The 20027-nt window shown below is 64.3% G+C and carries 24 protein-coding genes; 11 read left to right on the top strand and 13 right to left on the bottom strand.

All coding sequences use genetic code 11. The annotated features are described in order from the left end of the window. The first annotated feature begins 17 nt into the window (after positions 1-17). From ACTRWG_RS20045 to ACTRWG_RS20070, 6 genes are read left to right on the top strand one after another with little or no spacing between them, the layout of a single operon-like run. Positions 18-968 carry an aspartate carbamoyltransferase catalytic subunit gene (locus ACTRWG_RS20045; protein ID WP_027235171.1) on the top strand — a complete coding sequence of 317 codons (951 nt, stop codon included), beginning with the start codon at positions 18-20 and terminating at the stop codon, positions 966-968. A 5-nt stretch (positions 969-973) separates the two neighbouring features. Further along, positions 974-1507 carry a hypothetical protein gene (locus ACTRWG_RS20050; RefSeq protein WP_027235172.1) on the top strand — a complete coding sequence of 178 codons (534 nt, stop codon included), beginning with the start codon at positions 974-976 and terminating at the stop codon, positions 1505-1507. After that, the gene (locus ACTRWG_RS20055; RefSeq protein ID WP_027235173.1) at positions 1507-1890 is read left to right on the top strand and encodes a hypothetical protein; all 384 of its coding nucleotides are present in this window, start codon (positions 1507-1509) and stop codon (positions 1888-1890) included. Before ACTRWG_RS20050 ends, ACTRWG_RS20055 begins: the two co-directional genes overlap by 1 nt. Beyond that, entirely contained in the window at positions 1887-3197 is a 1311-nt protein-coding gene (gene pyrC, locus ACTRWG_RS20060) for a dihydroorotase (RefSeq protein WP_027235174.1), read from the top strand. The genes ACTRWG_RS20055 and pyrC overlap by 4 nt, the downstream gene beginning before the upstream one ends. Then, positions 3197-3802, top strand: a complete 606-nt coding sequence (gene plsY / locus ACTRWG_RS20065) for a glycerol-3-phosphate 1-O-acyltransferase PlsY (protein ID WP_027235175.1) — start codon at positions 3197-3199, stop codon at positions 3800-3802. The genes pyrC and plsY overlap by 1 nt, the downstream gene beginning before the upstream one ends. Then, a complete protein-coding gene (locus ACTRWG_RS20070) occupies positions 3799-4071 on the top strand; it encodes a hypothetical protein (protein WP_027235176.1) in 273 nt (90 codons plus the stop codon). The genes plsY and ACTRWG_RS20070 overlap by 4 nt, the downstream gene beginning before the upstream one ends. On the opposite strand, the gene lfb1 is transcribed toward ACTRWG_RS20070, so the two are convergent. Then, positions 4061-4414, bottom strand: coding sequence for an LIC10280 family protein (gene lfb1, locus ACTRWG_RS20075; RefSeq protein ID WP_027235177.1), 354 nt, complete (start codon positions 4412-4414; stop codon positions 4061-4063). The two genes, ACTRWG_RS20070 and lfb1, sit on opposite strands and share 11 nt — an antisense overlap. Before the next feature lie 240 nt (positions 4415-4654). Here lfb1 and ACTRWG_RS20080 point away from each other — a divergent pair, with 240 nt between their 5' ends. Beyond that, complete coding sequence (locus tag ACTRWG_RS20080; protein ID WP_027235178.1) at positions 4655-5131, top strand: YHS domain-containing (seleno)protein; 477 nt, start codon at positions 4655-4657, stop codon at positions 5129-5131. Between the two features lie 164 nt (positions 5132-5295). Then, positions 5296-6168: a DUF805 domain-containing protein gene (locus ACTRWG_RS20085; RefSeq protein ID WP_051357767.1), complete on the top strand. Its 873-nt coding sequence runs from the start codon at positions 5296-5298 to the stop codon at positions 6166-6168. A gap of 51 nt (positions 6169-6219) precedes the next feature. Here ACTRWG_RS20085 and ACTRWG_RS20090 read toward each other — a convergent pair whose 3' ends face one another. The 4 genes from ACTRWG_RS20090 to ACTRWG_RS20105 all read right to left on the bottom strand — a co-directional run bounded on the left by ACTRWG_RS20090 (position 6220) and on the right by ACTRWG_RS20105 (position 9886). Beyond that, entirely contained in the window at positions 6220-7590 is a 1371-nt protein-coding gene (locus tag ACTRWG_RS20090; RefSeq protein ID WP_027235179.1) for a glutamate--cysteine ligase, read from the bottom strand. Positions 7591-7655: 65 nt separating this feature from the next. Then, a complete protein-coding gene (locus ACTRWG_RS20095; RefSeq protein WP_027235180.1) occupies positions 7656-8183 on the bottom strand; it encodes a hypothetical protein in 528 nt (175 codons plus the stop codon). Continuing rightward, positions 8180-9142 (bottom strand): hypothetical protein, encoded by a 963-nt coding sequence (locus ACTRWG_RS20100; RefSeq protein WP_027235181.1) that lies wholly within the window; start codon positions 9140-9142, stop codon positions 8180-8182. The genes ACTRWG_RS20095 and ACTRWG_RS20100 overlap by 4 nt, the downstream gene beginning before the upstream one ends. An 18-nt stretch (positions 9143-9160) precedes the next feature. Next, a complete protein-coding gene (locus ACTRWG_RS20105; protein WP_027235182.1) occupies positions 9161-9886 on the bottom strand; it encodes a 16S rRNA (uracil(1498)-N(3))-methyltransferase in 726 nt (241 codons plus the stop codon). Positions 9887-9898: 12 nt separating this feature from the next. Between ACTRWG_RS20105 and ubiA the strand changes: the two genes are divergently transcribed. From ubiA to ACTRWG_RS20120, 3 genes are read left to right on the top strand one after another with little or no spacing between them, the layout of a single operon-like run. Then, complete coding sequence (gene ubiA / locus ACTRWG_RS20110; RefSeq protein WP_027235183.1) at positions 9899-10861, top strand: 4-hydroxybenzoate octaprenyltransferase; 963 nt, start codon at positions 9899-9901, stop codon at positions 10859-10861. Between the two features lie 60 nt (positions 10862-10921). Then, positions 10922-12829 (top strand): OmpA family protein, encoded by a 1908-nt coding sequence (locus tag ACTRWG_RS20115; protein WP_027235184.1) that lies wholly within the window; start codon positions 10922-10924, stop codon positions 12827-12829. After that, positions 12826-13140, top strand: coding sequence for a hypothetical protein (locus tag ACTRWG_RS20120; protein ID WP_027235185.1), 315 nt, complete (start codon positions 12826-12828; stop codon positions 13138-13140). Before ACTRWG_RS20115 ends, ACTRWG_RS20120 begins: the two co-directional genes overlap by 4 nt. A gap of 307 nt (positions 13141-13447) precedes the next feature. On the opposite strand, the gene ACTRWG_RS20125 is transcribed toward ACTRWG_RS20120, so the two are convergent. The 8 genes from ACTRWG_RS20125 to ACTRWG_RS20160 all read right to left on the bottom strand — a co-directional run bounded on the left by ACTRWG_RS20125 (position 13448) and on the right by ACTRWG_RS20160 (position 19893). Next, positions 13448-13894: a molybdenum cofactor biosynthesis protein MoaE gene (locus ACTRWG_RS20125; RefSeq protein ID WP_027235186.1), complete on the bottom strand. Its 447-nt coding sequence runs from the start codon at positions 13892-13894 to the stop codon at positions 13448-13450. A 4-nt stretch (positions 13895-13898) separates the two neighbouring features. After that, complete coding sequence (gene moaD / locus ACTRWG_RS20130; protein WP_027235187.1) at positions 13899-14144, bottom strand: molybdopterin converting factor subunit 1; 246 nt, start codon at positions 14142-14144, stop codon at positions 13899-13901. Then, complete coding sequence (gene pgsA / locus ACTRWG_RS20135) at positions 14144-14815, bottom strand: CDP-diacylglycerol--glycerol-3-phosphate 3-phosphatidyltransferase (protein WP_027235188.1); 672 nt, start codon at positions 14813-14815, stop codon at positions 14144-14146. The genes moaD and pgsA overlap by 1 nt, the downstream gene beginning before the upstream one ends. 137 nt (positions 14816-14952) lie before the next feature. Further along, the gene (uvrC, locus tag ACTRWG_RS20140; protein WP_462829842.1) at positions 14953-16842 is read right to left on the bottom strand and encodes an excinuclease ABC subunit UvrC; all 1890 of its coding nucleotides are present in this window, start codon (positions 16840-16842) and stop codon (positions 14953-14955) included. 311 nt (positions 16843-17153) lie between these two features. After that, positions 17154-17957, bottom strand: coding sequence for an SDR family oxidoreductase (locus ACTRWG_RS20145; protein ID WP_084299512.1), 804 nt, complete (start codon positions 17955-17957; stop codon positions 17154-17156). A gap of 4 nt (positions 17958-17961) precedes the next feature. Continuing rightward, a complete protein-coding gene (locus ACTRWG_RS20150) occupies positions 17962-18924 on the bottom strand; it encodes a calcium/sodium antiporter (RefSeq protein WP_027235191.1) in 963 nt (320 codons plus the stop codon). Further along, entirely contained in the window at positions 18921-19094 is a 174-nt protein-coding gene (locus ACTRWG_RS20155) for a hypothetical protein (RefSeq protein WP_027235192.1), read from the bottom strand. The genes ACTRWG_RS20150 and ACTRWG_RS20155 overlap by 4 nt, the downstream gene beginning before the upstream one ends. A 1-nt stretch (position 19095) precedes the next feature. Continuing rightward, positions 19096-19893, bottom strand: a complete 798-nt coding sequence (locus tag ACTRWG_RS20160; protein ID WP_027235193.1) for a S49 family peptidase — start codon at positions 19891-19893, stop codon at positions 19096-19098. Positions 19894-20027: the final 134 nt, after the last annotated feature.

Below are 20027 nucleotides of genomic sequence, written 5' to 3' on the forward strand. Positions count from 1 at the left end.
AAGCGGAGCCGCCCCTTATGTCCTTCGAACACCGCCACCTGCTTGGCATCGAACCGCTGAAGCCGCATGAGATCACCGCGATCCTCGATCTGGCCGACGACTATGTGGCGCTGAACCGCCGCCCCGAGAAGCACTCCGACGTGCTGGCCGGCCTCACTCAGATCAACATGTTCTTCGAAAATTCGACCCGCACGCAGGCCTCGTTCGAGCTGGCGGGCAAGCGGCTGGGCGCCGATGTGATGAACATGGCGATGCAGGCTTCGTCGATCAAAAAGGGCGAGACCCTGATCGACACCGCGATGACGCTGAATGCAATGCATCCGGACCTGCTGGTGGTGCGCCACCCGCATTCCGGCGCGGTGGATTTGCTAGCCCAGAAGGTAAACTGCGCGGTGCTGAACGCGGGCGACGGCAAGCATGAACACCCGACCCAGGCCTTGCTGGACGCGCTGACCATCCGCCGCTCCAAGGGCCGCCTGCACCGGCTGAACATCGCCATCTGCGGTGACATCGCCCATTCACGCGTCGCCCGCTCAAACTTGATCCTGCTGGGCAAGATGGAAAACCGCATCCGCCTGATCGGCCCGCCGACGCTGGTGCCCGGCCAGTTCGCCGAGTTTGGCGCCGAGATTTATGACGACATGCGCGAGGGACTGAAGGACGTCGATGTCGTCATGATGCTGCGCCTTCAGAAGGAGCGTATGGACGGCGGCTTCATCCCGTCGGAGCGCGAGTATTACCATCGCTACGGGCTGGACGCTGAGAAACTGGCGCTGGCCAAGCCCGACGCCATCGTCATGCACCCCGGCCCGATGAACCGCGGAGTGGAAATCGACGGCACGCTGGCCGACGACATCAACCGCTCGGTCATTCAGGAGCAGGTCGAGATGGGCGTCGCGGTGCGGATGGCGGCGATGGACCTGCTGGCGCGAAACCTGCGCGCTGAGCGTCAGGCCAAGGCCGGATGAGCGGCATGGACGGTGTGATCCATATCCCGGCAGGCGAGCGTGGTGTGATCCGGCTGTTTGCGCTCGGCATGCGGCCCGAGCAGGCGGCCTTCCTGAAGGAGCCCGGCGCGCTGGCTCAGGTGCTGGGGATCGAGACGCTCGACATGGAGCAGGTGGAAATCTTCCCGGTCTCCGATCTGGAGGACATCGGCCTGACCGGCTACCTGACCGAAGGCTGCGGCGTGCCGCGCGCGCAGGTTGAGGAAGACCGGGAGCTGTTGCAGGCGCAGGAGGGCCATGTGCTGCTGATCCGCTCCCGCGCCTTTGACGGCAAGGAGACGCGGCTAACTCCGGCGGATCAGATCCGACTGATCGGCACCTATGGCGAACGTCAGACCAACTGGAGCGCGCCGCCCGAAACGGCCGAGAGCGCCAAGCCCTATTCCGCACCGAAACTACCGCCGCGCGCGGCGCGGTCCCAGTCCCGCCGCATCGGGGCTGTTCTGTTCACCGTGGTCATGCTGCTGATTGCGCTGCTGGTCTGGGTGCTTGTGACCTGATGGCAGCACGCGAATTCAAACCCGACCGCGGCGCCTATATCCGCGCCCACGCCTGGATGGCGGCCATCGGCATGGGCGGCGCCATGGCGGTGCTGTGGATCATGGGCAGCCCGCACATCTGGACCGGCGCCATCGGCGGTCTTGCGGCCGTCGCCCTGCGCGGCTGGTACATGGCCAGCGAGGAACTGGCGGTGGTCTGGACCTTGACCCGGGAAGCTCTCTCCGGCCCCGCAGGGCGTTCGGTTCCGGTCACGCAAATCGAGGCTGTCAAAACCATGGGCAGCTATGTGCAGGTGGTCACTAAGGACGGCGACAAGCACTTGATCAAATACCAGGCCGACCCGGCCGTGACCCTCAACGCAATTGAAAGAGCCAAGGCATGAGCACTCTCTTCACCAACGCCCGCCTGATCGACCCGGAGCATGGCAGCGACGCACCGGGCATGGTTCTGGTGCAGAACGGGCGGATCGCGGCGGTCGAAAAGAATGGCGCCGATGCCGCGTCGCTGCTGAGCGCCCGTAACATCAGCCAGGACGGCGTGGCCCAGGTGGACTGCGGCGGCAAATGCCTGGCGCCGGGGATCGTCGACATCGGCGTCAAAGTCTGCGAGCCGGGCGAGCGGCACAAGGAAAGCTATAAATCCGCGGGGCTGGCGGCTGCCGCTGGCGGCGTCACCACGATCGTGACCCGCCCGGACACCACGCCCGCGATTGACAGCCCGGAAACGCTGGAATTTGTCACCCGCCGCGCCCAGGCCGACACGCCGGTGAACGTGCTGCCGATGGCGGCGCTGACCAAGGGGCGCGAAGGCCGCGAAATGACCGAGATCGGCTTCCTGATGGATGCCGGCGCCGTGGCCTTTTGTGATTGCGACCACGTGGTGCAGAACACCAAGGTGTTTCAGCGCGCGCTGACCTATGCGCGGTCCTGCGGCGCCCTGGTCATCGCCCACCCGCAAGAGCCGGGGCTCAGCAAAGGCGCGGCCGCCACCAGCGGCAAGTTCGCCGCGCTCTATGGCCTGCCCTCGGTCTCGCCGATGGCAGAGCGGATGGGGCTGGACCGAGACATTGCGCTGCTGGAAATGACCGGCGCGAAATACCACGCCGACCAGATCACCACAGCCCGGGCCCTGCCCGCGCTGGAGCGCGCCAAGAACAACGGGCTCGACATCACCGCGGGTACCTCGGTGCATCATCTGACGCTGAACGAGCTGGACGTGGCAGGCTACCGCAGCTTCTTCAAGGTGAAGCCGCCGCTGCGCTCCGAGGACGACCGGCTGGCGGTGGTGGAGGCCGTGCGGACCGGGCTGATCGACATCATCAGCTCCATGCACACGCCGCAGGATGAGGAAAGCAAACGCTTGCCCTTTGAGGAGGCCGCGGCCGGCGCAGTGGCGCTGGAGACGCTGCTGCCTGCGGCGCTGCGGCTGTACCATGCGGAACTGCTGGACCTGCCAACCCTGTTCCGCGCCATGTCGCTGAACCCGGCGAAACGGCTGGGGCTGGAGAGCGGCCGCCTCGCCGAGGGCGCGCCTGCGGATCTGGTGCTGTTCGACCCGGATGTGCCCTTTGTGCTGGACCGTTTCAAACTGCGCTCGAAGTCGCAGAACACGCCTTACGACGGCCAGCGGATGCAGGGCCGGGTCGAGGCCACTTACGTGGCCGGTGAGCCCGTTTACCGGAGGGATTGATGCCAGTACTTGAAAGCTCTGCCGCCGTTCTGATCCTGTGGGCGGTAATTGGCTACGGCCTCGGTTCCGTGCCGTTCGGGCTGGTTGTGACCAGGGCCTTCGGCCTTGGCAACCTGCGCCAGATCGGGTCGGGCAATATCGGCACCACCAACGTGCTGCGCACCGGCAGCAAGGCCGCCGCGGCACTGACGCTGCTCCTGGATGGCGGCAAGGGCGCGGCGGCTGTGCTGCTGGCCCGTTTTCTGGCCGCCGAGGATGCGGCGCAGATGGCGGGTCTGATGGCCTTCCTCGGGCACTGCTTCCCGGTCTGGCTGGGGTTTAAGGGCGGCAAGGGCGTGGCCACATTCCTGGGCCTGCTGCTGGCACTGGCCTGGCCTGTCGGCATCGCCTGCTGCCTGACCTGGCTGGCGGCGGCGGCGGCCAGCCGCATTTCCTCGATGGCTGCGCTGGTCTCAGCCCTGGCGGCGCCGGTCTGGGCGTTCGGCCTGGGATATCAGCCGGTTATTGCCCTGTCAGTACTGCTGGCGGCAATTGTCCTTGTCCGCCATTCGGCGAATATCGCCCGGCTGCGGGCGGGCACTGAACCCCGGATCGGGCAAAAGTGACCGGCACGGAGCTGCAAGCCTTTCTTGCAGCTTTTGACGCGCTGCCGGCTGGCGCCTTCACCGGTCTTGCCAATGGCCGTAAATACGCAGTCATCCGCCAGGATCTGGCCGCGGGCAAGGCGCAGAAGCTGGTGGCGCACGAACTGGGCGGCAGCGATTACATCAGCCTCAACCTCTACCGGCTGGCCTCAGGCGCGCGGCTGAAGCCCTGCGAGATGCCTGCAGAGGCGGTAATCCGCTTCGTTCTTGATCTGAAAGTTATGGAATAAGACGCTCCAGCGCCCGGCCGTTGGACCAGGTGCCATGTAGCTCGCCGCTGGGCATCCGCACATAGACCACCGGATAGGTGTCGCCCCAGTTCACCCAAACCACATCGCCATTGCGGGTGCCGCTGCCGGTATAGGCTTGGGAGCCGACCTGCCATTGCATCTCGACCACACCGCCGTTGTCGCGGATCTGCACGGTGCCGGAATAGCTGCTGCCGTCCGGGTTGCGGCCCTCGGCGCTGTAGCTGCCGGTGATGCCTTGCGCGCTGACCGGCACTGCCGCTGCTATCAGGATCGCGGCCAGCCCGCCGATCAGCGGGCGGCGGGCGGGGAATGGGTATGTCATGGTTGCCTCCGGGTTGCCTGCCCCTACCCTGCCCGCCGTATCGCGGCCTGTCACCCGTTCTGCGCAGGAATGCACATCCCGCTGCCGCCCGGTGCACAGTCAAATTGAGTTGTTTTGAACGTGATCGCCCGGCTCTCCACATCGGTGCCGTGACCCGCAGCATTTAGCGGAGCACATGGTGAAACACCGGCCGGGCAAGCATTTGGAGACGCCGCGGCCAGGATTTGAAAGGACGGGACCATGAACAAAGTAAAAGCACTGATCAGCGGTGTGGCACTGTCGGTTGCGATGGCCACCTCAGCCCTGGCGGCGGGGGTCGAGATCAACGCATCCTCCACCGGTCTGGCGCTGCAGGGCTATGACCCGGTGGCCTATTTCACGGTCGGGGAGCCGACTCCGGGCAACTGGAAAATCACCGCCATGCACAACGATGCGCTGTACCGCTTTGCCTCCGAAGAGAACAAAGCCGAATTTGAAAAGAACCCCGAAGCCTACCTGCCGGAATACGGCGGCTACTGCGCCTTTGGTGCGGCCATGGGCTTCAAGTTCGATGGCGACCCGACCCTGTGGAAGATCGTCGACGACAAACTGTATTTGAACTTGGCAAAAGATATTCAGACCCGCTGGGAAGGCGACATTCCCGGGTTTATCGACAAAGCCGACGCCAATTGGGACGGCATCGCCGACAAGGATCCGGCGGAACTGCAGGCTCAGTAGGGCTCAAGCCACCACTCACAGGCGAGCAGCCGGCGGCAGGACACCCTGCCGCCGGTTTTTCTTTGGCCGTCTGCGGATGATACCACGGGCCTGCCCTGCCCGGGTCCCAATTCCGCCGCAGTTGCCGCGCAACTCCAGGGAGATTATTTCACAGCAGGTTTCCAATGATTTCCCGCATTTCATCCGCCTATGAAAACTTTGCTTTCAAGTTTCTCGACTTTGATGGCCGCGCCACCCGTTTCGAGTACTGGTGCGTAATCCCCCTGATCTGGCTGTTCATTTTCCTGATGCTGCCTGGCGATGCCGCCGAGATCTGGGGGCACCTTCTGCAGCGTGACGTGCCGCCCCTGAACCCCTTCCACTATGGTTCGCTCGCGTTGTTCCTGTTCACCTTTGTCCCGCGCCTGTCGCTGACCGTGCGCAGGCTGCATGATGCCGGGCGCAGCGGAAAATGGGCCAAGCTGCCGTTCACTGCGGTCTCGCTGGGGCTGGTGTTGAGCGTTGGCCTGCTGACAGCAATTCCGATGAGTGATCCAAGCGGCCTTGGCCCCGGTCTGATGGTTGCCGGGGCGGTGACGGCCTCCCTGTCCGGCAGCTTCTGGGAGGCGCTGTTCAATCTTGCAGCTATCGCCAATTCACTGGACTGGGACGCCATTCTGACCACACTGCTGGGCGTTGCCGCGCAGGCCGATCCAGGCGGCGTGCTCGATCAGACCGGCGCACTGACAGCGCACGATCCCCTCCTCGGGTTTCAATTTCTGTTCCAGTTTACGTTAATCGCGCTGGGGCCGTTCATCGCGCTGTTGCTGCATCTCTATTTCATGCTGCTGCCCTCGCAGCGCGGCGAGAACGCCCACGGCACCAGCCCGCTGCCATCCCGCACGCGCAGGTCACGCGGCCGCCCAGAGAATGCGTACGCGGGCTATGCCTATCTGACCAAGCGCACGGAGGAAGAGGAAAGGCAGCTGCACGCCGCCCGCAAGGCGCAGGTCCGGGAGCTGTATCAGCGCCGGGTGCTGGGCAAGCCGGACAGCTGAGCGCAGCTCTGAAAAGCGAAAGGCCGCGTCGTGAACGCGGCCCTTGCAGTCTTAGTAAGCGAATTCGCTGTAAATGCGGCTGAGGTCCCCGTCCCAGGCGCCGTGGTAACGCTCCAACAGCTCATCTGCCGGGACTTTGCCGGTTTCAAGGCTGTCCTTCAGCGCATTGAGGAAATGGGTCTCATCCGGCACAAGGCCGCCTGCGCCTGGCTTGTGACGCGCCTTGAGGCCGCTTTCCGAAATCGCCACCACTTCCCGTGCCAGCTCATGCATTCTGATGCCGTTCACCTTGGCCTGCAGCCCCTGTTCGGAAGCCGCCACGCGCAGCTCTTCGCGGGTCTCGTCGTCCCAGCCCTTGACCAGATCCCAGGCCGCGTCCAGCGCGCTTTGGTCATAGGTGAGGCCGACCCAGAAGGCGGGCAGCGCGCAGAGGCGGCGCCAGGGGCCGCCGTCGGCGCCGCGCATCTCGATGAACTTCTTGATACGGGCCTCGGGGAAAATGGTGGTCAGATGGTCGGCCCAGTCGCTGAGCGTCGGGGTTTCGCCCGGCAGCGCGGGCAGCTCGCCCTTCAGGAAGTCGCGGAAGGACATGCCCAGCGCGTTGATATATTCACCATTCCGGTAGACGAAGTACATCGGTACATCGAGCGCATATTGCACCCAGGCTTCAAACCCGAAGCCTTCCTCGAACACAAATGGCAGCATGCCGGTGCGGTCGGCATCCAGCGAGCGCCAGACGCGGGAGCGCCAGGATTTGTGGCCGTTCGGCTTGCCATCCAGGAAGGGGGAATTGGCAAACAGCGCGGTGGCGACGGGCTGCAGCGCCAGGGCCACCCGCAGCTTCTGCACCATGTCGGCCTCGGAGGAGAAGTCGAGGTTCACCTGAACGGTGCAGGTGCGGCGCATCATGGTGGTGCCCATGGTGCCGACGTCCTGCATGTAGCCGTCCATCAGCTTGTAGCGGCCCTTGGGCATCAGCGGCATGTCTTCGTGTTTCCAGACAGGCGCTGCGCCCAGGCCGATGAAGCCGACGCCGATCTTGTCGGCGATGTCCTTGACGTCGCGCAGGTGGGCATTCACCTCGTCGCAGGTCTCGTGGATGGTTTCCAGCGGTGCGCCGGACAGTTCCAGCTGGCCGCCCGGCTCCAGGCTGATATTGGCGCCGCCTTTTGTCAGGCCGATCAGGTTGCCGCTCTCAATCAGCGGCGCCCAGCCGTGACCATCGCGCAGACCTTCCAGCACCGCCTGGATCGACCGCTCGCCGGCATAGGGAAGCGGTTTCAGCGTATCCTTGCAGTAACCGAATTTCTCGTGCTCGGTGCCAATGCGCCAGGCTTCCTTGGGCTTGCAGCCGTCGGCAAGATACTCGGCAAGCTGCTCATGACGTTCGATCGGCCCGCCGCCGGACTGGGGAATGGACATGCCTGGCACTCCGTCCTGTTAAGTCTGTGTTGAAGGGTCAGTCGTGGGCGGAATCGCCGCCAGTGTCAATGCAGGCGCAGATGTTCGGGCCGGCTGGAATTGCGCTCCCAGATCACGACCTGGTGAGCCCCCTTGCGGCGCAGCTCAGTCAGCATGCGCTCGGTTTTGAGGCCCGGCAGCGCGGCAAAGACGTCAAACAGCGCCTCATAGCCTTCGGCGTTCACCGGGATCGCCAGCGGCGGCTGGCCGGGCTGCTCCAGCAGCCAGTGCGGCGGCTTGCAGGAGTGATCCAGCGCCAGCCGCTCCAGCTCGGAGGCGGCGACGGCACCGCCGGTCAGCGGCCCGAAATAGGCAATCTGCCCCTCATCCACCTGCACCACGCCTGGCCCGCCGGTGCCGCGCCGGAAGCGCATCCGCTGGGCGCCGATCACGGCGGTCACCAGACCGGTGGCGACAAGGGCCCAGCCGGTGATGGCCGTGAACCCGGCCGAGGAAAACGCCCATTTCAGCCCGATCAGAAACATCAGTACCGCGGCCAGGACTTCGCGCCATTGCCACAGGGCAGTGCGGGCTTCGGGGCGGATGAAACTCATGACTTGATCCTTCTACCCTGCCGAACATCGTCGAGATAAGCTTGGATACGGCGGTGTCTCAGCTTCATGCGCCGCACGCGTTTCGTATTTTTGGCATACATTCTGAGAAGTGTCAGTCCGATGAAGAAAACCAGAAATGAATCGCTCTCTGCTTCGAAATCGGTGTCCTGGGCCAGAAACTGCTTCATCTCTTCACTGTCCAAACCGTAAAGCAGCGGACCATCTATGCCCGCGCTCTGAAAGTCTTTGGATACCAGGAAAATGGCTGTTTGGCGGGACCGGAAGAAGGTGCCTCTGCGATGAATGTCGATCGCAGCTACCCCGCCATCCGGGCGCAGGATCAGGTTACGCGGGGCAAAATCGGGGTGCCCGGGCGTCCGCGCCGCTGGCTGGTCCCCGATTAGCTCCAGCAACCGCAGCAGTTCCTTGCCCAGCTCCGTCAGCAGTGCTGCGTCAGGGTGCGGGGCGCAGGTATCGAGAATGGCGTTTATTTCTTCTGCAAACCGGTTCGCAGGCAGGGCGGCCCGGACGACTTTGCCCTGGCTCGCCCAGCTTTGCCAGGCACAGCACTGCCGCAGAATCTGCGGCCGGTTTGCAGCGGGCTGTTTGAGCAGCTTGTTCACCGGTGCGCCGGATTCGAAGCTCACCACCACAAGGCCCAGCTTGCCGGAAGTGGCGAAACACCTGTTTGCAGAGAATTCCGGGTGCGCGCCAAGGCGTTCAAAGCGGCGGAGCGCTTGCACGGTGCCGCCGACATAGCCGCGCCGGGTGCCGGGGTCCCAGAATTTCTTTATCACCACTGGTTCCCTGCCGCGGTAGCCGCGGAACACCGAAGACTCTTCTGAGACTTTCAAAGCACTCTCCAGCTTGACGCCGCCCCCCGGCCATTTCAGCTGTGTCTGGAGCTGCACACGCTCCATCTGGCGGGCAGCGCTGTCTGGACGGGCAAAAAACTGCATTCGCTCAAAACGGCCCAATTACCAGTCCCCCAGCGCTTGCTGCCACAGGGTCATGGCCGCCACCGCTGCGGTATCTGCGCGCAGAATACGGGGGCCAAGGCTGACCACATGGGATTGCGGCAGCGCGTGCAGGCGCTTGCGCTCAGCCTCCGAAAAACCGCCCTCGGGGCCGATCAGGATGGCCCAGGGCGCGCCCTTCTGCGTCTCCGCGGCCAGTTGCAGCGCATTGCCCACCTCAGCCTCGTCGCAGAACATCAGCTGGCGCTCCTGCGGCCATTGGTCCAGCAGGCGGGAGAGTTTTTGCAAATCCGCCACTTCCGGCACATAGGTGCCGCCGCATTGTTCCGCCGCCTCGACCGCATGGGCCTGCAGCCGGTCCTGGCGGATACGCTCCGAGTTGGTGAACTCGGTCTGCACCGGCAGGATGCGCGCAGCACCCATCTCCGCGGCCTTTTCAACGATGAAATCGGTGCGCGCCTTCTTGATCGGGGCAAACAACAGCCACAGGTCCGGCGGCAGCTGCAAGGGCCTGGTCTGCTCCTGGCAGACCAGCGTGCCTCCGCGCTTGCCGGCCTCTGCAACTTTGGCCAGGAACTCGCCGTCCTTGCCGTTGAACAGCGCCACAGGGGCGCCAACGGTCAGCCGCATGACCCCGAACAGGTAATGCGCCTGATCCCGGTCCAAAGGAACCGTTTGCCCTGCCCCCAAGGGGTGCTCTACATACAGTCTGATTTTTGCACTCATGGGGTCCTACATATGCAAGGCCAGAAGCCAGCGCCAGAGGGTCAGGTCGCGGATGCGGTCACCGGAAACTGGGTCGACACTCATGCGCCGGAATGGACGCGGCCCTATCTGCGGCTCTCCCGTGCTGACCGGCCGATTGGTACCTGGCTGTTGCTGATCCCCTGCTGGTGGGGGCTGGCGCTGGCAGTCCTGGCGGATCAAAGCCCGCACTGGCAGGATCTGTGGATCGCCATCGGCTGCGCCGCCGGCGCCTGGCTGATGCGCGGCGCGGGCTGCACCTGGAACGATATCACCGACCGCAACTTCGACGGCCAGGTCGAGCGCACGCGCTCGCGCCCCATTCCGTCGGGCCAGGTGACGGTCAAGGGCGCGCTGGTCTGGATGGGGCTGCAGTGCCTCTTGGGGCTGATGATTCTGCTGACTTTCAACCAGGCGGCCATCGCCATGGGCGTCCTGTCGCTGCTGCCGGTCGCGGTCTATCCCTTTGCCAAGCGGTTCACTTGGTGGCCGCAAGTGTTTCTGGGCCTCGCCTTCAATTGGGGCGCCATGCTGGCCTGGGTGGCGCACACCGGCTCTCTCAGCTGGCCGCCGGTGCTGCTGTATCTGGCCGGCATCGCCTGGACTCTCTTTTATGACACCATCTATGCCCATCAGGACACCGAGGACGACGCTCTGATCGGGGTGAAATCCACCGCCCGGCTGTTCGGGACACAAACGCCGATGTGGCTGCGCCGTTTCATCGTGGCCTTTGTCTGCCTGATGGCAGTGGCGGTGATCGGCGCGATGCTGGAGAGCGCTTCTGTGCTGGCGCTGGTGCTCGCGCTGGCCGCGCCTTGGGCGATGGGCTGGCACATGACTTGGCAGCTGCGCGCCTTTGACGCGGAAAATAATGCTCGGCTGCTGCAGCTGTTCCGGCTCAACCGCGATACCGGCCTGATTCCGCTGATCTTCTTTGTCCTGGCCATGTTCGTGTGATTGAACAGCAGCCCCGTGCGGGGTAAGAGCCTGTAACGCAAACTGGGAATGTGCCGCCATATGCGCTTGTCTAAGCTGATGATCCCGGGCCTGGCCTTTGCCGCCGCAGCCGGGCTGAGCCTTGTTGCCGCCGGCTTTGCCGTGACCGCAGTGGAACGGAGCACCGAAAGCGGGGTGCGCCAGGCACTGGACGGCGGCGGCTATACCTGGGCCGAGGTGACGGCGGACGGGCTGCAGGTGCTGCTGGAAGGCACCGCACCCGATGAGGCCACCCGGTTTTCGGTCAAATCGCTGGTGGGCACAGTTGTCGACGCGGCCCGGATTGTGGACGGGATGGAAGTGCCCCCTGCCGATGGCCTGGCGCCGCCGCGGTTCTCGGCGGAAATCCTGCGCAATGACGGCGGCATTTCCATTATCGGACTGATCCCCGCAGGCTCCGGTCGCGCCGCGCTGGTCCAAGAGCTGGAGGGCCTGGCCGGGCCGGAAAACGTGGCCGACTTCCTGGAAACCGCGAAGTACGGCATTCCCGAAGGGTGGCCGGAGGCAATGGATTTTGCGGTGGAGGCGCTGAAACTGCTGCCGCGCGCCAAGATTTCTGTTGAGGCAGGGGAGGTCTCGGTGACCGCCATCTCCGGCAGCGAGGAAGCCAAGGCGCAACTGGAAGAGCAACTGGGCCGAAGTGCGCCGCCGGGATTGCGGCTGGCGCTGGACATCGCCGCGCCGCGGCCGGTGATCACGCCGTTCACCCTGCGCTTCCTGCTGGACGGCAACAGCGCGGAGTTCGACGCCTGCTCCGCCGAAAGCGAGGACAGCCGCGACCGCATTCTGGCCGCCGCCCGCAAGGCCGGGCTGCAGGGCGAGGCGGACTGCGTGATCGGCATGGGCGTGCCCTCGCCCAACTGGGCCCGCGCGGCAGAGCTGAGCATTGCCGGCCTGGCGGAACTGGGCGGCGGCTCTGTCACCATCGCCAATGCCGATATCACGCTGGTGGCGGCAGAAGGCACACCGGACGCGCGCTTTGATCACGTGGTGGGCGAGCTGGAAGGCGCCCTGCCCCGCGTCTTTGCTTTGCACGCGGTGCTGCCGGTGCCAGAGGCGCAGAATGCCGGCGGCGTGCCGGAATTCACCGCCACCCTCAGCCCCGAGGGCCAGGTGCAGCTGCGCGGACGCCTGTCCGATGCCGCACTGCGCAAGGTTGCGGACAGCTACGCCAAGGCACGCTTCGGCTCCGGCAACGTCCACACCGCTGCGCGGGTGGCCGCCAACCTGCCCGCAGATTGGCCGGTGCGGGTGCTGGCGGGTCTGGAAGCACTGTCCTATCTGCAGCGCGGCGCGGTCACGGTGACTCCCGGGAACGTGGAGCTGCGCGGCATGAGCTACCGCAAGGACGCGCCGGCGGAGATCGCCCGCTTCCTGTCAGCCAAGCTGGGCGAGGCCGAGACCTATGGGCTCGACATCACCTACGAGAAGCCGCCGGAACCCAAGGACAAGCCATTGCCGCCGGAACTGTGCGAGGCGCAGCTGGCCAGCGCGCAGAGCGAAGGCAAGATCACATTCGAGCCCGGCTCTGCCACGATTGCGGCGGACAGCGCCGGAACCATGGACCGGATCGCCGAAATCCTGGGCCGCTGCGGCCCGGTGCGGCTGGAGATCCAGGGCCACACCGACAGCCAGGGCCGAGAAGCGATGAACCAGAACCTCAGCCAGGCGCGGGCCCAATCGGTGCTGAACGAGCTGCGGGCGCGGCGGGTGGTGACCTCGACCTTTGCTGCCAAAGGCTATGGCGAAAGCACCCCGATTGCCGATAACGGCACCGAGGAGGGCCGCGAGGCCAACCGCCGCATCGAATTCAAGCTGATCCGCCCGGCTGCTTCGGCGGAAAGCCCTGGAGGCAGCACCGGTGAAGACCGCACCGGCGAAGAGGCCGCCGACGGCTCAGAGGACGCACAGGAGACTACAGAGCAATGAACAGGACCGAGTTCATCATCACCACCGCGATCATCCTGTTTGCGGCCTTTGCCCTGGGCTGGTTCGCCAACTGGCTGGTGCACCGGTTTACCCGGGTCAGGCAAAGCGATGTAGCCGACCTCGACCGGATGAGTCAGGAGCTGCACGAGGCGGAGGAAACCCGCGACCAGGCGATCACCTATCTGCAGCAGCGCGAGGCGGAGCTGACCAACCAGCTGACCCAGACCGAAGCCGAATTGCGCGCCGCGATGGACGGTCTGCGCGAGGCCCGCCGCGAGGCGGAAGAGCTGCGCGGCCAGATCCCGCACTGAGCGGTCGAACGGGGCACTCCCGCGCCTGCAGGCCGCGCTGACGCGCGGCGTTGGCCGCTTCGCACCGCCGGCGGGTCAAGGAGGCCGCAGGCGCCGCGATGCGCGCTTGTCCCTGACGCGCCATTCTTCAATCAAACTTGGAACAGGCCTGGATAGGCAGACCTGACCGTTCAGGCCCTCTCTGCAGAATGAAAACGCCGCGCGTCAGCGCGGCGCCGGGCCCAACAGACGGAGATCATCTGTGAGGATCGCACAGCTGGAGGGAGCCCCCCCGACACGGTTGCGCAGGTTGCACCGGATACGCGGATCACCAGCGCTTCAAGGCGTCTTCGTCGGCGTCCTTGGCGGCCACCCAGTCCGAGCCGCCGCTGGCCAGGATTTCCTTCTTCCAGAACGGAGCACGGGATTTCAGGTAGTCCATCAGGTACTCCGCCGCCTCAAACGCATCCTTGCGGTGGCGGGCGGCGGTGGCGACCATCATGATGCGCTCACCCGGGGCCAGGCGGCCGTGGCGGTGGATCACCAGCGCATCCGCCAGCGACCAGCGTTTCACAGCTTCTTCAGCGATGGCTGCCAGCGCCTTCTCGGTCATGCCCGGGTAATGCTCGATCTCCATCGCAGCAAGCCCCCCCTGATCGGCATCGCGGACAACGCCGGTGAAAGTCACCACCGCGCCCGCGCCCTCCACACCCGCGGCGAAGGCATCGCTTTCGGCCCCCAGCTCAAACGGCGCTTTCTGGACGGAAATCCGCATCGCGTCAGCCCCCGGTCATCGGCGGAAAAAAGGCCACCTCGCGCACCCCTGCCAGGGGCGCATCGAAATCCGACAATTCCTGGTCCAGCGCCACCCGCAAGGCAGAGAGGTCAGCAAAGGCAGCAGCATAACGCTCTTCCCGCGCGCGCAGTTCCTCGACCAGATCTGCCACCGTGGCGGCAGAGGTCTCCACCTGTTCGCGCGGCAGGCCGATGCGTTCGCGCACCCAAGCGAAATACAGAACGTCCATCAATGTGCCTCCTTCAGATGCGGCATTGCCTTGCGCAGGTAATCCAGCCCGGTGAGCGCGGTCAGCGCTGCCGCAATCCATAGCAGCCACAGCCCGATGCGGCCGGTCCAGAACACCCCGGCCTCCTTCCATCGCAGCCCGAACAGGTCTTCAAGCTCGCCGGCAATGATCTGGCTGTAGATCTGATCATCCATGCCAAAGGACGACATCACCAGGTAATGCTCGAAGATGCCTTGCGAGAACAGCGTGGCGATGGCGAGCATCTGAGCGGTCGTCTTCCACTTGGCCAGCTTGGTGACCTTGAGCGTGCCGGCGGTGTCGCCAAGGTATTCGCGCAAACCCGAGACGAACACCTCGCGGAACAGAATCACCGTGGCGGGCAGCACCAGCCAAGGGGTCCAGTGCTCAGCCGAGTAGCCGACCAGGATCATCAGCGCGATAACCACCATCGCCTTGTCGGCGATAGGGTCCAGCATCGCGCCCATCTTGGTCTCCTGCTTCCAGGCCCGGGCCAGGTAGCCGTCAAACCAGTCTGTCACCGCGGCGGTGATGAACAAAAGCAGAGCGAACCAGTCCGCATATGGCCGCGAAAAGTAGAGGAACATCACCGCTAGGCCGGGCGCAGCGATGAGCCGCAGCAGGGTGAGGATATTTGGCAGGTTCCATTTCATGCGGGCACATTATCCGGCTGGCTGGCGCGTGGGAAGCGGATGGCAGACAAAAATCCGCCCCGCGGGGCCGGATGCCTCCGGCGGGGATATTTTTGGCCAGATGAACAAGGGAAGGTTCCGGTTTTCAAGGGCTTATCTCAACTGCTGGCATGGAAGTGGTCGTAGATGCGTTCGGCCAGCGCCTCGGAGATGCCCTCCACCGCCTTGAGGTCAGCCAAGTTTGCGCGGCTTACCGCCTTGGCGCTGCCGAAATGGGCCAGCAGCGCACGCTTGCGGGAGGCGCCAACCCCGGGGACCTCGTCAAGCGGTGTGGCGCTGACGGCCTTGGCGCGTTTGGCGCGGTGGGTGCCGATGGCGAACCGGTGCGCCTCATCCCGCATCCGCTGGATGAAATAGAGCACCGGATCATTGCGCTGCAGAGCAAAGGCAGGCGCACCGGGGCGGTAGAATTCCTCCTTGCCGTGATCGCGGTCCACGCCTTTGGCGACACCCACCATCGGGATATCCTGCACGCCGTGCTGCTCCATGATTTCTGCCACGGCCGAGACTTGCCCGGCGCCGCCGTCGATCAGCAGGAGATCCGGCCACAGGCCCTTGCCGCGGTCCGGATCCTCTTTCAAGAGACGCGAGAAGCGGCGGTTCAGCACCTCTTTCATCATCCCGAAGTCATCGCCCGGCACCAGATCGTCGCCCTTGATGTTGAACTTGCGGTAGGCGTTTTTCATGAAGCCCTCCGGCCCCATTACGATCATGCCGCCCACCGCATTGGTGCCCTGAATGTGTGAGTTGTCGTAGACCTCGATCCTGTGCGGCGGGCCCTCCAGGCCAAAGGCCTCGGCCAGGCCGCGCAGCAGCTTTGCCTGGGTCGCGCTTTCAGCCATGCGGCGGGCCAGGCTTTCGCGGGCGTTACGCACGGCAAAGGCCACCAGTTCGGTCTTCTCGCCGCGCTGGGGCACCAGCAGCTCGACCTTGCGGTCCGCTGTCTCGCTCAACGCCGCCTCCATCAGGTCGGCGTTCTCAATTGCGTCGGACAGGATCAGCTGCCGCGGCGGCTCCTTGTTGGCATAGAATTGGCCAAGGAAAGCCTCCATGATCTCAGCCGGGCTGTTGTCGGCATCCACCCGCGGATAGAAATCCTGGTTGCCCCAGTTCTGATTGGCGCGGATGAAAAAGACCTGCACGCAAGCCTGGCCGCCGTCCATATGCAGGCCGATCACATCGGCCTCTGCCACACCGCGCGGGTTGATGCCCTGCGAGGTCTGCACCTGGGTCAGCGCCTTGATCCGGTCGCGTAAGGCGGCGGCGCGCTCGAACTCCATCGCCTCGGAGGCGGCCATCATCTGTTCCGCCAGCTCCTCCTGGATTTTAGTGGAGCGCCCGGACAGGAAGCGTTCGGCATCGCGCACGCTGACAGCATAATCCTCTGCCGAAATCAGCCCGGTGCAGGGCGCAGTGCAGCGTTTGATCTGATATTGCAGGCAGGGGCGCGTGCGGGTCTCGAACATGGAATCCGAGCAATTGCGCAGAAGGAACGCCTTTTGCAGCTGGTTCAATGTCCTGTTCACCGCACCTGCGCTGGCAAAGGGGCCGAAGTAGCTGCCCTTTTGCTTGCGGGCGCCGCGGTGCTTCTTGATCTGGGGAAAGGCGTGATCCTTGGCGACCAGAATGTTCGGGAAGCTTTTGTCATCGCGCAAAAGCACGTTGTACTTGGGCTTCAGCTGCTTGATCAGATTCTGCTCCAAGAGCAGCGCCTCGGTCTCTGTCCGGGTGGTCAAGAACATCATCGAGGCGGTGAGCGCGATCATCCGCTCAATCCGCGGGCTGTTTCCGGGCCGGGTATAATTCGACACCCGCGCCTTTAGGTTGCGCGCCTTGCCGACATAGAGCACCCGGCTGTCCGCATCCAGCATCCGGTAAACCCCGGGTGATGCGTCCAGAGTCTTCACGTAATCCTGGATCACAGCATAGCCAGTTCTGGGCTTGCAGGCGGGCGAATCCGGAGGTGTTTCGGCAGGCTGGTCGTTCATGCGCACAGACATATGATTCCCCGCCCTTGGCTGCAATGTTTGCCTGTCCGGATCAAGAGCGGGAAAATCCACGGATCTTGTGGATAACTACGGAGATAAGTTTGGGCTATCCCGCGTTTTTCCTTATTTCCGGCTGGTTTCGGACGGATGCCTATAATTTAGGCACATTGTTAAGGTACTGATTTATTGGTTTATTTTTTACCAGGCCTGTCAAGGTTCTGAAACTAAAGGCACTTTTGTAACGCTTCCGTAACGGCATCTGTACCGGTGCAAAACTTGCGGCAATGAGGAATGATTTACCCCGGTTTGCGTCATTCCAGCCCGTCGCTGTCCGGGGTCTGCCAAGCCAGGTGCTGGCCGCCGTCGACGCAGATCATCTGGCCGGTCACCGCCTTTGCCTGCAGCAAATAGGCCAGCGCCGCGGTGATGTCCTCTTCTCCGGCGCCGCGCTGCAGAATCGTGGCCTGGCGCTGGCGGGCAAATTGCCCTGCGGTTTGCCGCGGCCCCTGCAGGGTCGGACCCGGGCCGATGGCATTGACGCGGATCTGCGGCGCCAATGCCTGGGCCGCGGTGCGGGTCAGCGTCCACAGAGCAGACTTGGCCAGGGTGTAGCTCATGAATTCAGGCGTCAGCTTGCGCACCCGCTGGTCGATCATGTTGACTGCCAGCCCCCAGGCGCGCGGCTCTCCGCCTGGGTCCTGCTCAAGCGGCACATCCTGCGCCGCCATGGCCTGCAGCAGAACGAAGGGGGCCCGCAGGTTGCTGTTCAGGTGGCGGTCCCAGCTGTCCCGTGTGGCACTGGCCAGCGTGTCGTGCTCGAACACAGAGGCGTTGTTGACCAGGCAGGTTACCGGCCCGCCCAATGCCGCCGCCGCCATGGACAGCAGCGCCTGGGCCTGCGCCTCGTCCAAAAGATCCGCCTGCAGCACTGCCGCCTGGCGGCCCAGAGCGCGGATTCCACCGGCAGTCTCCTCGGCATCCTGGGCGGAGGTTGCATAGTGGACGGCAACATCATAGCCGCGCGCCGCCAGCTCCAAAGCCATTGCCCGGCCCAGCCGCCTGCCCGCTCCTGTCACCAATGCCCGCATCTGCGCCTCCCCTGCTGCTGCCGGCATAGAATTAGAACAGGACGGACATATACGCCAGATAGAGCGCGCTGAGGATAATTCCCCAGATCCGCGTGATATCCTGTTTGAAGAACACAAAAGGGATCAGCAGCAGCGAGGCGGAGAGCATCACCCAAAGGTCGAATTGCAGGAACTCAGGGTCGACACTGATCGGGCCGACAAATGTGGCAATGCCAATGATGGCCAGCAGGTTGAACATATTGGAGCCGATCACGTTGCCCAGCGCCACATCCGCCTGACGGCGCAGTGCCGCCATCGTGGTGGTGGCCAGTTCCGGCAGCGAGGTGCCAACCGCCACAAGGGTCAGGCCGATCACGGTTTCGCTGATCCCGTAAAGACGCGCGATGATCGAGGCGTTGTCGACCAGCAGGTCGGCGCCCAGCGGCAGGCCGATCAGGCCCAGCAGCAGGTAAATGCCGACGCGCCAATACGGCATGTCCGGATCGGCTTCCTCGATCTCTTCCAGGTCTGTATCCGCGGCGCAGCCGTTGCCATTACCGTTGCGGCGGTGGTTGCGCGCGTCGCGGAAGGCCACGCCCAGCACCCCGGCCAGTGCGGTCAGCAGGATCAGGCCGGACCAAAAGGTGAAAGTGCCGCTGAAGGCCAGACCAATGAACAGCACCGAGGCGCCCAGCATGAAGACATAGTTCCTGCGCGTGCTGCATTCGCTGGTGTGCAGCGCCCGCAAAAGCGCGGGGATGCCAAGCACCAGCAGGATATTGGCGGTGTTGGACCCGACCACATTGCCCATCGCGATGCCGTCTGCATCCTCGTAGACCGCGTTAACTGCAATCAGCAGCTCCGGCGCTGAGGTGCCAAAGGCCACAATGGTCAGACTGACGATCAGCGCAGGCACCCCCAGCCGCAAGCTGAGGTTCACTGCGCCGCGCACCAGCGCGTCGCCCGCCAGCAGCAGAATCACCAAACCAAGCGCCGAATACAGCCATGGCATCATTTGCCACGATCCCCTTTTCTACAGGCGCACGGCCCCTTGCCGATCTTGAAGCGGCCGCAGGACGTGCAGCGCCTGGAATTGATTTGCTTCTGACCGGGAAACCGCAGCTTGCCGAACATCGCAAGCACCGCCATCACCGCCAGAAAGATTGCAACGATCTTGAACAGCACGTCAGAGCCCGAAACGCGCGTATTCGGCACGTTCCTCGATCCCGGCCAGCGCGTCCTGAGCCATCCGCATGCCGAACCGGCTCCAGAACGGCTTTTTCAGGCCGTAGCGGCGGAAGCGGACCTTCTCGCCATAACGCTCCTGCATCTTGGGTTTCAGGTGACCGATACCGTCGATCAGCCCCAGCTCTTCAGCCCGCCGCGCCAGCCAGATCTCTCCGGTGAACAGATTCTCGTCCGATTTCAGCTTGGCGCCGCGGCGTTCGGTGACATGGTCGATGAAATTTGCGTGGATGTCGTTCAGGATCACCTTGAGGCGCTGCACGTCCTCGGGGTTTTCCGGGCGGAACGGGTCCAGCATGGATTTGCTTTCGCCGGCGGTATAGACGCGGCGCTCCACGCCCTGACGGGCCAGCAGCACATGGGCGCCAAAGCCGGCGGAGATCACCCCGACCGAGCCCAGCACCGAGCTGGCGTCAGCCCATATCTCATCCGCAGCGGCCGCCAGCCAGTAGCCGCCCGAGGCCGCAACGTCCTCGACGAAGGCATAGACCGGGATATCCAGTTCCTCAGCCAGGCGGCGGATGCGGGCTCCGATCAGCGAGCTTTGCACCGGCGAGCCGCCGGGGGAGTTGATCTCCAGCGCGACCGCGGCAGGTTTGCCCTTGCGGAAGGCACGTTCCAGGATCGGGGTCAGCGCAGCATCGCTGAGCGAGCCGCGGCCGGGCATGCCGATGGCGCCATTCAGGCGCACCACCGCCACCAGCGGCTGTCTTTTCAGGAAAGGCAGGTGAAATCTCATGGCGCCGATGTAGAGGGCCGCCCGGGGTGAAACAAGGTGCGCCGCCCGGGGATTTACGATCAAACGCAAAAACCGCACGTCCGCAGGCATAAATGCAACGCAGGTCTGCGCATGGTTGATGCCCGCGGGAGACC

It is taken from the genome of Leisingera sp. G5_S3_59_S7 (assembly GCF_054968485.1).